This is a genomic window from Aurantibacter sp. (assembly GCF_039941195.1).
In the GTDB taxonomy this organism is placed as follows: Bacteria; Bacteroidota; Bacteroidia; order Flavobacteriales; family Flavobacteriaceae; genus Aurantibacter_A.
In genome coordinates, this window is record NZ_JBDVFA010000009.1 from 1 (window position 1) to 15,154 (window position 15,154).

Genomic DNA, 15,154 nt, shown 5'->3' on the forward strand with positions numbered 1-15,154 from the left:
GGAAAAAGTACGGTAGTTAATTTATTGGATAAATTTTATGAACCTTCATCGGGCACCATTTATTTGGACGATGTGAATTTACAAGATTACGATACAAATTGGCTGCGCGATAATATTGGATTGGTACTACAAAAGAATCACATCTTTAATGGAACTATTGAAGAGAACATATTATATGGTAAAGCCATTGCAACGCATGAGGAAGTTGTTGAAGCTGCAATAAAAGCTCATATCCACGAACAAATTATCAATTTACCAGAAGGTTATAATTCAAAAGCAACCTTACTTTCGGGTGGGCAAAAACAGCGAGTTTCGATTGCTCGGTTATTTTTAAAAAATCCACCTATTATTTTTCTTGACGAACCTACGGCAAGTTTAGATGCTATAGCAACTGAGCAAATAAAAAAGAGTTTAGATTCCATAAAAAAAGGAAGAACTGTGATTATTATATCGCACAGCATTTCGCAAATAATAGATGCTGAAAATGTCATTGTTTTAGAAAAAGGAAAGGTAATTGAAGAAGGCAATCATGAAGAATTATATGACAATGAAAGTGCCTACCATGAAATTTTTAATGCAATGGCCAACAGTTTAAATATTGATAAAATTACAGACACCATGAATGATTAAAGTTTCCAAGTAAAAACATATATAAAAGTCATTATAATATGTACATTCAGCTAACGAATTTAAACCCTTCCGTACTACATGAAAAAAGTTCTTCCACTGGTATTGTTCTTGTTTACACTGCTGCAATTAACAGCGCAACAATTTAATGGTCCCTTACGTGTGCACCCAGAAAATGGTCGCTATTTTACCGACAATTCTGGCAAAGCAATTTATTTAACGGGCTCGCATACGTGGGCAAATTTTCAAGAAAGCAGAACGCCCGACGAAGCACTTTTTGATTATCAGGGGTATCTGAAAATGATGAAGGATCACAATCATAATTTCATACGCCAATGGACCTGGGAGCATGCCAAAAACGCATCTTGGACCACAGATGAAGTTGTTTTTGGTCCTTTGGCTTATAAAACCGTTAAAAAGAAAGGCAAAGTAAAGTACGATATTACGAAATGGAATGAAGCCTATTTCGAACGCCTTTATTCACGCACAAAAGAAGCAGGTGATAAAGGTATTTATGTTTCGGTAATGTTGTTTGAGGGATGGAGTCAGAATCGATTAGAAACACCAGGTAGCGACCCGTGGGAATATCATCCTTTTAATCCTAAAAACAATATTAACGGCGTTGGAAAATCGGTACAAAATAATGGTTTCGACGATGAAGAAATGGGCACTTTACATTCTACCAACAATGGTGACTTACTTAAACTTCAAGAAGCGTATGTGAAGAAAGTAATTGAAACTGTAAACGATTTAGATAATGTATTGTTCGAAATTATAAATGAAGGTGGAACAAAAAAGTGGCAATACTATATGGTGAATTTGGTAAAAGAGCTAGAAAAATCGATGCCCAAACAACACCCTGTTGGTATGACACATTCTTCAGTGGTTAGTCCGCCAATGTTCAATGACGATTTATGGGAGAGTCCCGCCGATTGGATTTCACCTGCAACGGAACCGATATCATGGATGTATAAAGGCACCGATTATTTACAAGATTATAAATTAGATCCTCCTGCGAATACGGGTGAAAAAGTAGTGATACTCGATACTGACCATTTGGGCGGCCATTGGGGCACGTATATGTGGGCTTGGAAATCTTTTGTTCGTGGTCACAATCCTATTTTTATGGATTCTTGGGTTCCTTTGGCCGGCAACTACGATAGAGAAAAAAATGCTACTATTTTTTATATTGGTGGCGTAACGAAGAACGATGCCGACCACCCCGATTATGAGCCCTTACGTAAAAACATGGGTCACATTCTTGCTTTGGCAGACCGCATTGATTTAGTGCATATGACTCCACAAGACCAACTTAGCTCCACACGATTTTGTTTGGCCAACCCAGGAGAAGAATATGTGGTGTACTTACCAGAAGGCAAAGCAACTTTAGATTTACGCGATGCCGATGTTGAATTTGTTGTGGAATGGTTTTTTCCAGTGCTCGAACGCACTATAAAAGGAACTGAAACTTTAAAAGGCGGAAGTTATAAAGCAATAGTGTCACCATTTACGGGTGCCTCTGTTTTATATTTGAAGAAGCGGTAATATCGTATAGTAGCGTATTTTTAGCAAGACGAATAAAAATTTATTAACTTTAAGTGACAATACTATTTTATTAGGTGTACCTACTCATTGCTCATTGGTTGCATTTCACTATTAAAATAGAAAAGCCTATAGTTTCAGGGCTTATTTAAGCAAAACGGAAAGTAATTTCTTCTCCCCCGTAACATCAGCGTTAGCAACGATTTAGGTAAAAATCCTTAAGATGAGACAAAAATTATACCTGCTATTACCACTAGTGCTAATTTGCAATCTAACTTTGGTCGCACAAAAAAAATTGCCAAACAAAAAAATATTTGTTCGAGTATATGATGCTACTAAAAGAAAAATTGCCAAAGGGAAACTACATTATATTTATAAAGATTCTATTGTGTTATTACGTAATGAAAAACTCACAGCAATACCAGTAAACCGAATGAGTATTATAAAAACAAAGCGGTCTTTTGGGAATAGTATTGGTATGGGGGCAGTAGTTGGCACATCATTTGGTCTTGTTTTTGGTTACCTAGCAGGATCCGAAGGTGATTTTATATTTACACGTGCAGAAAGCTCCCTTATCAGCGGGTTCTTAGGACTAATTGCAGGTTCGTCAATTGGAGGGATATTGGGGGTAATAAAGCATCCGAAATCTTTTCAAATAGACCATAAACCCGAAAAACTTTTAGAGTTTAAAAAGTCAATATCAAAAAGATATAAGTAGTAGCGTAGTTCAACCGTAGCATAGGTTAAAAATCATTTTAAAACACTACTAAATTCCATTCCATTCTAAGAAATAATCATGCAGCTTTTGTATTGTTAAGCCATTGCAAATAGTATTTCCATATTATGCACAACAGTTAACTAAAAAGAAAATTAACTAAGTACCTCGCAACCAGCAAGAAAGTAACAAAAACCGGGCAAGGATAAAAAGTAATCATTGTTCGACAAACCACAGCTAAAATAAATTATCCTTACCGCTTACAATTATACGTCTAAGCCAATAACTGCAGTCATTTGAAGCCTAAAATACCCAGTGTTAGGTATTGTATAAAACAACAGATATCGGTAAATTTCGATTCAAAATTTAAAATTATGTACAAACTATTTGCTGGACTAATTATATTGATGTTGTTTTCATGTATTCCAACAACAGATAGTAGTGACGAACAAATAAACGATAACCTAACCACTATAAATGAAGGCCAAGTTGCAACATATCAATTTGTTCGATTGAGTAGAACAGATTTATTTCAAAATGAATATCAAGCCACATTAGGTGATATACCAATTATACTCACATTAGATTCAGAAAATGAAGAACTAGTTTTTCTAGTTCCGCAAAATGCTCCATTAGGCCAACATAGTTTGATTATTCCTAATTTAAATCTTTCTGTAACATATGATATCATTGAAACTAAACTTTCTAACGAACCGGCAAAAGAGCTAGCATCCTTATTAGGAGAAATCAGCTCATTCCAAAACATTTTGGATGACACTGATAAAACATCCAATGAAATGAAAAAATATATAACAAATTTTAATGAATTTTTCACCAATGCTACAGCGCAAGAAAAACAAGAAATAGCTTTGACTTACAATGCCAACAAAGAATTATTTGACAATGCTTTTACAAACGATTTGGCTTCTAAAGCAGCCATTGACGGAAGTGACTTAAAAATATTAGGTAAATTGATTTTAGCTGGGGCCGGATTTAGTGTTTCAATCTTTGTAACAATAGCAGCCCTTCCTAATTTAGCAATTGCGGCAATCACAGGATTGGCCACTTATGCCTTTTACACAAAATTTATCTTGTACAAAAATGAATTCAATGACAGAAATCTAAAAGTTGTAACAACTACTATTGATAGCGTACAAGCATTGATCAATAAAAATCTAAACGACTATATTACAATTACCTCAGGAACTACTTCAAGTTTTGATTTAAAATCTGTGCGGCGAAATTTCATTGCATCAGATAGTGATGGCAGTAAAAAAAATGCATCAGACTATTTAAATACAATTTCTAAAGCAAATAACGTTACTGACCGATTTAATACCGCCATAAATTTCATCAACAAAAATTTCTTTTTCTCTGATTTAGAAAACATACCTACACTACCTATAAATCAAGCAAAACCAGTTGAAACAGTTCTTGAAAAGAAAGAATTTTTCAATAGAATTAACTTTTCAATTGAGAGCAATAATGTAAATATAGAATCAGTCACTTTTAGTGATGGTAAACTAAACTTAACTGTATCTATTGTTGATGATAATGCTGTCGAAGAATTCATAAATACGAGTATTAACTTTAGTTATGAAGATGAATTTAATCGCTTAACCGGAAGTTTTCCTGCTAGAGTTTACAAAGAAAATGGAATTGATTTAACTGGCACATGGGGAATGAATGTTAACTGTACGAATGGAACTCCCTTACCAGATTGGCGGGACTTTACATTTAATACAACCAATGAAACAATTTCCAACCAATACCCTTATAAATTAAATGGAAACCAATTATCTTTTGTAATAAACGATACATCTACAGAAATCGACACTTGTGTTGATGGTACACCAACAATCACTACTTTTATTAATTCTTATAATTACAATGGAACTTTTGATGGAGAAAAATTTGTTGGAACACTAAGATATTCTCTTAACCAAACGAGCAGTGCTTGCAATAACGAAAACGTTACTATAAATTGTACAGGGGCTTCTATACTTTACAAATATTAAAGTAGTCTTGAAGATAGGACTCTTGCGCTTAAGGTTTAGGCGATGCCGATGTAGATTTTAAAGTAGAATGGTTTTTCCCAGCACTAATATGCACTATTAAAGGAACAGAAACATTTAAAGGCGGAAGTTATAAAGCAATAGTGTCACCGTTTACGGGTGCTTCAGTTTTATATTTGAAGAAACGATAACGTTAAAATAATTATAAGAAATGATTCCTGAGGTAGCATCTTTTTTCGAGAACCTTACCAAGTGGCAAAGCGAATTAAAACTGCTACAAAATTATGTAGTTACCAGCGGCTTAGTAGAAGAATTTAAGTGGATGCACCCTTGCTATACGCACCATGGGAAAAATGTTATTTTACTACACGGGTTTAAAAATTACTGTGCCCTTCTTTTTGTCAAAGGCGCCTTATTAAAAGACACAGAAAATATATTAATACAGCAAACCGAGAATGTGCAAAGTGCACGGCAGATTCGTTTTACCGATATTTCAGAAATTAAAGCTTTAGAAAAAACAATTAAAAGCTACATTCAAGAAGCGATTCTGGTAGAAGCGTCGGGACTTAAAATAAAAAAGAAAAAGACGGCAGCGTTTTATGTACCCGAAGAATTAGAAGCCGCTTTTGCAGAGCAACCAGCATTCGAAAAAGCGTTTAATAAACTTACACCCGGTAGGCAACGTGGCTATTTGTTGCATTTTGCAAAAGGCAAACAATCGAAAACTAGAATCGCAAGAATCGAGAAGAACACCGAACGTATTTTTAGTGGAAAAGGCCTAAACGATTGCACCTGTGGACTATCCATACGAATGCCCAATTGTGATGGCTCTCATAAAACTTTAACGAAATAGAATAGATTCGCTTCTAATACGTTAGTACTTAGACCTTTTAACATTGACAAACTATTGTTATCGTCTAATTAAAAATGAGAAAAGCGCAAAGTACAAGTAATAAGACATTCCATATCGGAACAAGCACTACCACCTATATGGTATTTGGTATTCTGTTGTCTATACTATTTTATGCTGTAGCCTTATTGAAGCCAGAACTTATTAAGAACAAGTTCATAATAGCACTTGCTTGTCTGCTTTATGGTGCTTTTCTAATCTATCTTTTTATAAAAGGTGAAAAGCTAATTGTTTTAAACAATACGTTACACCTAAAAGGAATGTTCTATAACAAAAAAGTAAAGATTAGCGATATTGATAGCTATAGTGTTGCAGCTTCAACGTATACCGGAGGAAATAAAATAATAACGCTCCACACCAACAAAAAAGACATTACTGTTAGTTCCATTCCACATAAAAGTTTTACCGTATTTCTTGCTTGGCTTGAAAGTGCAATCGACAAAAAAGAAGGTTTGGAAATAGACCCCATCAGCAAACATATTAAAACAGCTAAAACCGTTGGAAGCACGAATAATAGTATAGGAAACTCAGCATTAAAAACCTATATTGTTGGGGTCAACTTATACTATACACTAATTGGATACGGACTTTTATTATTGGCACTAACCATACCCATGCTGCTTTTTAATGAAAATTACATTAGCACTACAACCTTGATGTATGTGCAAGTTATCGGTGCACTAATATTAATGGCTAGCCTAATTATATATACCATGTTTATTCGCGATAAGCTAACTATTACAAAAGACGCGCTAAAACTCAAAGGCTTATTTGAAACTAGAGAGCTTCGTTTTACTGACATAAAAGGGTATCGCATAGAATATACGATTCTCCGAAAAAGATTTAAGTGCATTCATATAATTCCGAAAAGTACGCTCAAAAAAAATATAACAATACGCCCAGCTGCGAATGCCAGTCTTCATGAATTAACGGATTGGGTGGAGCGTAATTTTAGAAATTTAGAGAAATAGTATTTCGCTATTCAGCACGAATTATCGAAATTCAAAGTACATAAACAAGACCCTCACTGGTATTTGATTGTATTTAAAAGAATAGTACATTATACCAGAATTAGAATTTAAACGAAAGGTACATGGCTAGTGAACGCGTTATGGCAATTATAGGTATAGGACCAAGAGGCGGCTATGCATTTGAAAATTTAATCTTAGAATTACAACAACGTAATAGTTTATCGCAACTTCAAATTTTTCTCTTTGAAGAAACAGGCAATTTTGGCAATGGGCAAGTCTATCCGACGGACCAACCGCAATCGAATTGGATAAATATTACGGAACGTATTTTAAACTTAGACCAACGTCCGGCACTAAATTCTAAAACGATTAGCATTCCCGAATTTCCCTCATATCACGAATGGGCAAACAAAGATTACGATACCATTCCAGATAGAGCAGCAGATACCTATCCACCACGCGCTGTGGTTGGAGACTATTTAAAACAACGTTTTGAATCTTTTGTTACGCCACTAATTGAGGCCAATATTGTTACTTTAATTGAAGAACAAGTCGTAGAAGTAACAATAGATGATAAGAACAAAATAGAATTAAAAACGAAGGCGCAAACTTACACTGATTTAGACGAGGTTTTGCTAACCATAGGGCACCAACCCACGCTACTTTCGGAACAAATTGAAAAGTGGAATGCTTTTGCAGCATCGAACAAGAATGTTCGTTTATTTAAATCGCCCTACCCTATTAAAGACTTTTTAAACGACAAAAAAATTACGGAAAATAGTACGATTGGTGTTCGTGGTTATGGCCTAGCGATGATTGATGTGGTTAGAGCCATTGCTTTAAAGTTTGGAGAATTTGTTACTGAAAACGAACAAACAAAATCGTGTAGCTATAAAACTACTAAATCAATTACTAATCTATTGGTACCGTTTTCTTTGGATGGATTACCACCTGCACCAAAACCTTTACATGCTGAAATAGATGCATTATTTAAACCCACAGACGAGCAAATAGCTGAATTTGAAAAAAAAATAGGAGACCATTCAGTTCAAAAAGCTGCGGGTAGTCCTGAGTTTTTAATTCGTGCTTTCGCCCCTATTGCAGCAAAAGTATATTTGCAACTGCCCAATTATAAGGGCGACAATTTATCGCTAGCTGAAACGGAAAAACGTATTGAAAAATGGTTGGCGGATAACAGTTATGAGCATGAAACAATTACTCCTACACAGCAAGCGTCGTCTATTACCATGCAAGAATTTGTGGACATGGCAACAGGCGAAAGTCCCATAAGTTTAGATTATTGCATCGGGCAAGTATGGCGGCATTGTCAACCATCAATTTATGCACAACTCTCGTATAACGGTTGCAATGAAAAGGTTTTTGCTGAAATAATTGCTTTAGACGAACAGTCGAAACGATACTCGTACGGCCCACCTGTGGAAAGTATCCAGCAGTTAATAGCACTATACAAAGCTGGAGTTATGAATTTAGAAATGGCTAATAATCCAGAATTTGACTTAACTGAAGATGGTTGGCAAATTAATTTAAATGGCAAATCTCTTACCGCAAACATAATGATTGATTCAGTTTTAGATGCACCAAAAATTGAAGCGGTAGCTGCGCCAATCATTAAAAAAATGCTTTCGAATAATTTAATCGAAGCGGTACATGATCAGTTAGGTGTGGCTACTGATGAAAACGGATATGTGCAGTCTACTAAAAAGGACAATCAAATTCCCATTGCAGTACTCGGCAGATTAGCCAAAGGAACTATTATTGGAGTTGATGCCATTTTGGAATGTTTTGGACTAAGACCTCAACAATGGGCCACGGAGGCTGCCAATCGACATACAAAGTGGTTATTAGAATTAAAAAAAGAAAATTTATTATAAAAGCTGTGATATAGAGAAACAAATAATCAGTAGGCTTGCTATACAGAAGGATAAAAATTAGAATAGCAAAAATTCGAAATGTACCAAGCTTAAAGTATCTTAGTTGGGAATAATGAGTATTAAATGGAAAATGAGTTTACGAGCTTACGCGAAGAATTAATTTTAAGATTAGGGAACAGACAAAACATTTTAAACTGGACTATAATAATTATCGGAGCGTTTTATTCTTTTAGCTTTACACAAAAGGCAATTTTACTATTAGCTTTTTGCCCTCCAATGATAATGGTAATGTCATTAATATGGTGTCACAATGAAATTAGAGTACGCCAACTGGGTTTATTTTTAAGAAAATCACATCAAAACGAATGGGAAAAATGGCGTAAAAAAAGAGAAAAGGATTCTAAATTCTTTGGATTAAAAATTCGCGATGTTATTCCGTTTTTGCTTTTTATAGTATTTCAAATTTTTATTCTAATTATCGTTTTTACCCCGCTCATTTTAATTCATGATTATGGAACAGAATCTACCATAAAAGTGTCCAATATAGGTTCGAACATTATTTTGGCTATTGATATTTTATCGATTCTCGGATCATTTTTCGTTTGGCTAAAAGTGAAGAATCAAAAGCAATAATCGCAAAGAGCAAATAAAAAACCAAGACATCCTTTATCATTAAGGCCAAAATCGCTAATTAATTTCCGTTGCTAATTCTTGCATATAATTGTAAAGTCCTTTTAGTTCTTCACCATCACAATTGTTATTAATGTATTTCTTTATATACTGCGAACCACGTATACGAAATAAAATTGCATCAACGCCATTCGCTTGATTACCACTAAAGAAACCTTTAAAAATATTGTAGAGCACAGTACCCTTATTATAATGTGCATACCGCTGATAGCGTCTTAAATAAGCCGTTTCTACATAAGAAACTTGTGGCTCACCAATTTCATATTCACTTACTTTATAGCCTTTGCTATTATACCGACTCTCAAAAGCATGAATACTAATTTTTGTTGCATTCTTTAGATTACCTCTACAGGTGGTTCCATAAGCATCCATAAAATCTTCGTAGAAAAGTTTAAAAAAATCGGAGTAACGATCTATAAACGGAAACTCTCTTTTTTCTAATAATGTTATGACATCAGAATAATCTGTAATAGTAGGTCCTTCCGATCTAAAGTATCCAAAATCGGAAACGTCTAATGCCCAATTATTCGCTTTACTTGCGCGAATAACCCCTGCTTTATCCTCACGAACAAACATAGGTTCTGGAAGGTATTCCAAAGTAAATTCAATTGTTTCTATTGTTGGGCATTCTAAAACAGCTTGGGTAATAGCTCTGGTTGCAACATTTTCGTATCCAACAAGCGTTTCCTCTTTTTGATAACCATAGCGTTCGGTGTTATTAGAGAAAACAGGTGCGATATGAAATTTTTGATTGGGGTTACAAGCACCTTCGTACTTTATAGCCAGTTTAGAAGTTAAATCTGGTGCGATATACATTTTAAGCACAAAATCAGCTACTGCATCATCAAAACCTTTTGTCAATTGCCAACCAGTATTTTGATTCATATGTCCATTGTAGACCACTTTTTGATTTTCTCCCCTACCATCTTTTGGTGGAACGTAAATAGGACCCAAAGTAAACCGTATCGACTCTAAATCATCACATTGATCTTGCAAGCCTTTTTTCATTGCTTCTAACATCCCTAACACAGGAAGATCATTGATATCTCTAGTTTCAAGAAACTTTTGTACTATAGGATTTGTATACATTATGGAAGTGGTTTTAACCGTCATCTGTGTTTCACAAGCACCTCTATATTCAATTAACAAATCTAACATAGAATATTTATCTCCTTTGTTGGAAGAAACCAAGGCGATAAAATCTTTAGGTGCCCGTTTTGAACTATTTGGGGTAAAATTAGCACGATACCCATCAGCTTCATACTGTTCAGTGTCTCTGTAATCGGTACGTTCCCAAATTTTTAAATCGCTTTTCGCAGCTTCTCTTAACTTCTTTAAACGTTCTTCTTCCTTTTTCCACTTTTTAGGTTGTCCGTACGGATTATATTTATTTTTTTCTTGTGCAGTGCCAAATTGAAAAGAAAGCAGAATAGCAAATAGGAACAGTAATTTCGAAGACATTAAAAGGCATTTAGGTTGTTAAACTAAATTAGTCATTTATCTTAATTGAGTACACGTCAATGTTTAAAATAAAATCAACAATGAATAAATTTAAAAATCCATTTAATCCAGACTTAAAACTGTGTCGTCTCTGTTTTTTCATAGCCTTTACCCATACTAGCACCACTCGTAGCAGGGTGTCGAATAAAAAATTTAACACAATAAAAACAATGGTTTACAGGCTGTTTGCCGCACAAATAGTAATTTTGAAGGTTTATTAGAAATTGTATCATAAATAGATTACAATTTTATTAAACGAAGGAATGGCTTTTAACACCACTGAATATTACAATAGAGATTTATCATGGCTCCGATTTAATCATCGTGTACTGCAAGAAGCTACTGATAAAAAAAATCCGCTGTATGAGCGTATTAAATTTCTAGCAATTTTTTCATCAAACTTAGATGAGTTTTTTAAAGTTCGCATTTCGGATATTCGCCAAATAAAACAATTAGATAAGCCGCTTCGTAAAAAATTAATTACCAAACCGAATAAGTTATTGAAGGTAATTAAAAGAGAAGTCGACGAACAGCAAAAAGAATTAGGACGAATATTTTCAAAGGAGATTATACCAGAACTAATCAGTAATAGTATCAATCTTGTTGCGCATACCGATTTTAACGAATTACAAAATAAATTTAGCAAAGACTATTTTAAAGAGAGCTTAGCGATTACAGACCTCAATAGTGCAAAAGAAATTCCTTTTATAGAAAATGAAGCTTTGTATTTAGTTGGCCAAGTAAAGGACGATACGCTAGTGTGGTATAAAATAGATGAAGCTACTCCCCGATTTGTAACCTTACCTAAGGATAATGACCAACATTACATAACTTTTGTTGACGACATTTTAAAGCATAATTTAAAAGCTGAATATGGCGTGCCTTTTTATTCGATTAAAATTTCACGCGATGCCGAGTTATACATTGAAAACGAATACTCAGGAAATCTTTTAGATAAAATTATAAAGGCACTACCCAAAAGGCAAAGTGGACAAGTAACACGAATTTTAGTAGATAAATACATGCCTGCTGTTCTATTAAATCGATTACGTACCGCATTAGACATTTATGAAACGGATATTGTTAAAGGGGGAGTTTACCATAATTTCAAAGATTTTTTTGATTTCCCAAATCCCACAAATAAAAAATTATCGTTTAATTATTTAACGCCAATACGGTCTAGTGAATTCGAAGGACATCCTGATATGTTTGCTACAATAGCTGAGAAGGACAGGTTATTAAACTTTCCCTATGAAGCTTACGATCCAATAGTTCGATTACTTGAAGAAGCAGCTAAGGATAGTCGCGTAAAACAAATTAAAATTACCTTATATAGAATTTCAAAACATTCATTAGTTGCTCAAGCACTTTTAAAAGCTGCCCAAAAAGGTAAAGATGTTTTCGTATTTATAGAAACCAAGGCGCGATTTGATGAAGCAAACAATATAAAATGGGGTAAAATTTTAGAAAAAAATGGGGCTAATGTTATTTATAGCTACCCTGGAATAAAAGTACATTCTAAAATTCTTCTCATAAAAAGAGTGGTAGATAAATACACTAGTTTGTATGGTTATATAAGTACTGGGAATTTTAATGAAAAGACGTCTAAAGTTTATACCGATTCTGGTCTTTTAACGGCTAATATGGACGTACTTAATGAATTGTCTCAGGTTTTTGACGTACTAGAAGGAAAAGTAATAATCCCAAAACCCAAAGAGCTTTTAATCTCACCGTTTAACATGCGTAAAAAATTCACGCAATTAATTGAGACTGAAATTGATAATTCTAAATTAGGTAAAAAAGCCTATATAACCTTAAAGCTGAATAGTCTACAAGATCCAGAAATGATTAATCTGCTATACAAAGCAAGTAATGCTGGGGTTAAAATAAGATTATTAATTCGAGGTATTTGTTGTTTGGTTCCTGGCATTATAGGACAAAGTGAAAACATATCAATTACAAGTATTGTAGATCGTTTTTTAGAACACAGTAGAGTTTATATTTTTGGTAATGGAGGTGAAGAAAAAATGTTTTTGGGTTCTGCCGATTGGATGACACGTAATCTTGATCATAGAATTGAAGTAATAACACCCATTTTAGATGTTGACATTCACGAAAAGTTAAGGACCATGTTGAACTTTCAATTGAATGATACAGTAAAAGCTCGAATTATTGATGCTGAGCAAAGCAACGAATATGTGCAAGGCAGCGATATGACAGCATCTGCACAACATTTAATTTATCAATATTTAAAGAAAAAGACGAGTCCTGAAAAATCATCATTAGCACCTTTGAACTCGTAAAATTTAGGGTTGACAAATTTAACATTATAAACAAAAAAAGGAGGCTTATGCCTCCTTTCTCTTACTATTAATTATTACGAAAATCGTATTAGTTTTAAGGCGGTATGCCTTCGACTGTTTCTCCAGCTTTCATGACGGGTAATTAACCTATCAATAACAGCTTCATTTGCCTTGTGTTTTTGTTCTTTATGTCTCATTATAAAATTCTTTATTCTAGGTTGTGATGGATACAATATGCACCCTTATATACACAAACAATTAGACGTAAAACAAGCTGAAAAATTACAACGTTAAGACAAGTTTAACAAACCGTAAAATACTGAAAATAAATAATTTATGTGATTTCAAAACATAGCATCTTCTGGGTTATTGAAAACAGTTTAATCATTAATGCGACTACTGTTTTGGCAAGTGCCTTAATTCGAGAATCTCATGTTTTGGAACTAGCTAACTAATTTGCAATACAAAACAGCTGTTATTCAATAATAGTCACAAGAATTAAGAACAAATAAGTTATCTTTCTATATGAAAAATTTCAATTTCGGAATAGTTCTTAGTATTCATTTTTTGCTACTTTCAGCTGCCTGCAAAAGTGAAAAAGGTATAAATACGGTTCAAGGTTCCATTTCTATTTCGGAGTTGGGCGTAAGTCTTTCACATGAACATATAATGTCTAATTATGGCAAGGACATTAAAGAGACCTCTAGTTATGACACGCTACAATTATTTAATCAAGTTATTCCCTATCTAGAGCAATTAAAAGGGTTGGGTGTGAATACCATATTCGATTGTACCACCGAATATTTTGGAAGAAGAATAGACTTATTAGAAAAAATATCGACTGAAACAGGGGTGCAAATCATTACAAATACTGGCTTTTACGGAGCAGCAAACGACAGATATATTCCAGAATTAGCATATAATGCTAGTGCACAATCAATTTCAAAAATATGGATTGATGAATTTAAATACGGAATAAAAGGTACCGATAGAAAACCTGGTTTTGTTAAGCTAGGTTTTGATGATGGTAAATCACCATCGGAAATAGACACCAAATTGTTTAAGGCAGGGATGCTAACCCACCAATCTACAGGTTTAACATTAGCTGTGCATACCGGCGCGAATTTAGAGGCGATGCAATTGCAAACTAGATTGCTAAAAGAAAATAACATTCATCCGAGTGCTTGGATTTGGACACACGCTAACAAAGTTAACAACGATTCTGTTTTAATTGATTTAGCAACCCAAGGTGCATGGATTTCACTAGATGGTGTAAAAGAATCGAATACAACTGAATACGTAAAACTTTTTAAACATAAACAACTACTAGACCACGTACTTTTATCACATGATGGTAATGGTTATCCGAACGGTGGAGAAATACGAAGGTTTGATGCGATTTTTTTACATCTAATCCCCGAACTTTTAAAAAATGGATTTACTACAGACGATATCAATAAAATTCTAGTACTTAATCCTGCTAGAGCTTTTACGATTGAGGTTAGAAAAATCGAAACTGAATAATGATACTATTGCAAAGGCTTTTTCTAAAAGTACATTCATAAAAAAAAGCGCATACCAAAATTGGCATGCGCTTTTTTCTAAGCTATGCTAATTTTAATGATTTACGCCATCATCACTATTATCCTCACGATAACGACAACATGGGTGTACAGAATTATAAGCCTCTTCCGTGGCTTTTAATTCTTTGGTATCGTGACCCACATTAACAATGGCGGTTTTAATCTTCATTGGGTCTGTTTTGCCCTCATTATAAATTAATGACAGCTGATGTGTTGGAATATTCCATTCGGCATACTTCACACCTTTTACCCCAAGAGCCGCTTTCTCAATTCGCTCTTTACACATTATACATTTTCCATTAACATCCATCGTTAATTTCTTATTCTTTTCCTGTGCATTTATATTCATAAAAAACAAGCCCATTACTAGTACTAAAAAAATCTTTTTCATAGTTATTTATTTTAT

At 34.1% G+C, this 15,154-nt stretch carries 13 protein-coding genes; 10 read left to right on the forward strand and 3 right to left on the reverse strand.

Annotated elements, in window-relative coordinates; all coding sequences use genetic code 11:
* From ABJF52_RS01085 to ABJF52_RS01120, 8 genes are all read left to right on the forward strand, one after another.
* The coding region (locus tag ABJF52_RS01085) for an ATP-binding cassette domain-containing protein (RefSeq protein WP_348145037.1) at positions 1-630 on the forward strand (630 nt) is incomplete at its 5' end.
* A 78-nt stretch (positions 631-708) separates the two neighbouring features.
* Positions 709-2,172, forward strand: coding sequence for a DUF6298 domain-containing protein (locus tag ABJF52_RS01090; protein WP_348145040.1), 1,464 nt, complete (start codon positions 709-711; stop codon positions 2,170-2,172).
* Positions 2,173-2,392: 220 nt separating this feature from the next.
* Complete coding sequence (locus ABJF52_RS01095) at positions 2,393-2,887, forward strand: hypothetical protein (protein ID WP_348145043.1); 495 nt, start codon at positions 2,393-2,395, stop codon at positions 2,885-2,887.
* Between the two features lie 371 nt (positions 2,888-3,258).
* Positions 3,259-4,902: a hypothetical protein gene (locus ABJF52_RS01100; protein WP_348145046.1), complete on the forward strand. Its 1,644-nt coding sequence runs from the start codon at positions 3,259-3,261 to the stop codon at positions 4,900-4,902.
* A gap of 208 nt (positions 4,903-5,110) precedes the next feature.
* Positions 5,111-5,752: a DUF1801 domain-containing protein gene (locus tag ABJF52_RS01105; RefSeq protein WP_348145049.1), complete on the forward strand. Its 642-nt coding sequence runs from the start codon at positions 5,111-5,113 to the stop codon at positions 5,750-5,752.
* Between the two features lie 74 nt (positions 5,753-5,826).
* Positions 5,827-6,780, forward strand: a complete 954-nt coding sequence (locus tag ABJF52_RS01110) for a hypothetical protein (protein ID WP_348145051.1) — start codon at positions 5,827-5,829, stop codon at positions 6,778-6,780.
* 122 nt (positions 6,781-6,902) lie between these two features.
* Positions 6,903-8,672, forward strand: coding sequence for an FAD/NAD(P)-binding protein (locus tag ABJF52_RS01115; RefSeq protein WP_348145054.1), 1,770 nt, complete (start codon positions 6,903-6,905; stop codon positions 8,670-8,672).
* A 123-nt stretch (positions 8,673-8,795) separates the two neighbouring features.
* Positions 8,796-9,305, forward strand: coding sequence for a hypothetical protein (locus tag ABJF52_RS01120; RefSeq protein ID WP_348145057.1), 510 nt, complete (start codon positions 8,796-8,798; stop codon positions 9,303-9,305).
* Between the two features lie 54 nt (positions 9,306-9,359).
* Here ABJF52_RS01120 and ABJF52_RS01125 read toward each other — a convergent pair whose 3' ends face one another.
* The gene (locus ABJF52_RS01125) at positions 9,360-10,823 is read right to left on the reverse strand and encodes a hypothetical protein (RefSeq protein WP_348145060.1); all 1,464 of its coding nucleotides are present in this window, start codon (positions 10,821-10,823) and stop codon (positions 9,360-9,362) included.
* Positions 10,824-11,125: 302 nt separating this feature from the next.
* Here ABJF52_RS01125 and ppk1 point away from each other — a divergent pair, with 302 nt between their 5' ends.
* Entirely contained in the window at positions 11,126-13,165 is a 2,040-nt protein-coding gene (gene ppk1 / locus ABJF52_RS01130; protein ID WP_348145063.1) for a polyphosphate kinase 1, read from the forward strand.
* Positions 13,166-13,239: 74 nt separating this feature from the next.
* Here ppk1 and ABJF52_RS01135 read toward each other — a convergent pair whose 3' ends face one another.
* Positions 13,240-13,362: a hypothetical protein gene (locus tag ABJF52_RS01135; RefSeq protein WP_262884771.1), complete on the reverse strand. Its 123-nt coding sequence runs from the start codon at positions 13,360-13,362 to the stop codon at positions 13,240-13,242.
* Positions 13,363-13,690: 328 nt separating this feature from the next.
* Between ABJF52_RS01135 and ABJF52_RS01140 the strand changes: the two genes are divergently transcribed.
* Complete coding sequence (locus ABJF52_RS01140) at positions 13,691-14,689, forward strand: hypothetical protein (protein ID WP_348145066.1); 999 nt, start codon at positions 13,691-13,693, stop codon at positions 14,687-14,689.
* A gap of 93 nt (positions 14,690-14,782) precedes the next feature.
* Here the strand turns inward: ABJF52_RS01140 and ABJF52_RS01145 are convergent, their stop codons facing one another.
* Positions 14,783-15,139, reverse strand: coding sequence for a metal transporter (locus ABJF52_RS01145; RefSeq protein WP_348145069.1), 357 nt, complete (start codon positions 15,137-15,139; stop codon positions 14,783-14,785).
* Positions 15,140-15,154: the final 15 nt, after the last annotated feature.